Below are 882 nucleotides of genomic sequence, written 5' to 3'. Positions count from 1 at the left end.
GACGCGCGCGGCGACCAGCTCGGCCAGCGCCTCGCGCAGCTCGGCGACCCCCTCCCCGGTGAGGGCGGACAGCGCCAGCACCTGGGCCCCGGGTTCGCCGTGCTCCCCCAGTGCCATGCCGTCCTCGTCGAGCAACCGCCGCAGGTCACCGACCACCTCGTCGGCGGCGTCGCCCGGCAGCCGGTCCGTCTGGTTGAGCACCACGTGCGTCACCTCGGCGTGCCCGGCGTACGGCTTGAGGTAGTTCTCGTGCAGGGCCGCGTCGGCGTACTTCTCCGGGTCGACCACCCAGATGACGGCGTCGACCAGCTTCAGCATGCGGTCCACCTGCGCCCGGTGGTCCGTCATCGTGGAGTCGTGGTCGGGCAGGTCAAGCAGCACCAGGCCGCGCAGGCCCAGGTGCTGCGAGTCCCGCAGATGCGCCCGGCGCCGCGACCGGGACGGGACGCCCAACCGCTCCAACAGCCCGTCGGCGCCACCGGACCGCTCGGTCGCCTCCCACACGCAGGCCACCGGCGCGGCGGTGGTCGGCCGCCGCACCCCGGCCTCGGAGAGCTGCGCGCCGGCCAGGGCGTTGAACAGGGTGGACTTGCCGCTTCCGGTCGCGCCGGCGATGGCCACCGTGGTGTGCGCGCGGGACAGCCGGCCGCGGGCCGCGGCCTCGTCCAGCACCCGGGTCGCCTCGTTGAGCGTCTCCGGTGACAGCCGGGTGCGGGACAGCCCCACCAGCTCCCGAAGGGCCGTCAGCCGCTCCCCCAGTCCGCTCTCCCGGCCCGGCACCACGGGCACCGGCGCGACCGGGGTGTCGAGGTACTCGGGGCCCTGCGCGGGGGCGGGAGCGGGCGGTGACGCGGGCGGCGGAGGGAACCCGCCGGGGGGCGG

General features: G+C 76.4%; 1 protein-coding gene. It reads right to left on the bottom strand.

What is annotated here, in order from left to right; all coding sequences use genetic code 11:
* On the bottom strand, positions 1–882 hold an 882-nt coding region (locus ACYVE9_RS28710), incomplete at both ends, for a GTP-binding protein (protein ID WP_461030808.1).

Source organism: Streptomyces sparsus, assembly GCF_054776295.1.
Note: the sequence above shows the minus strand (reverse complement) of the source record. Positions and strands in the feature narration are given on the sequence as shown.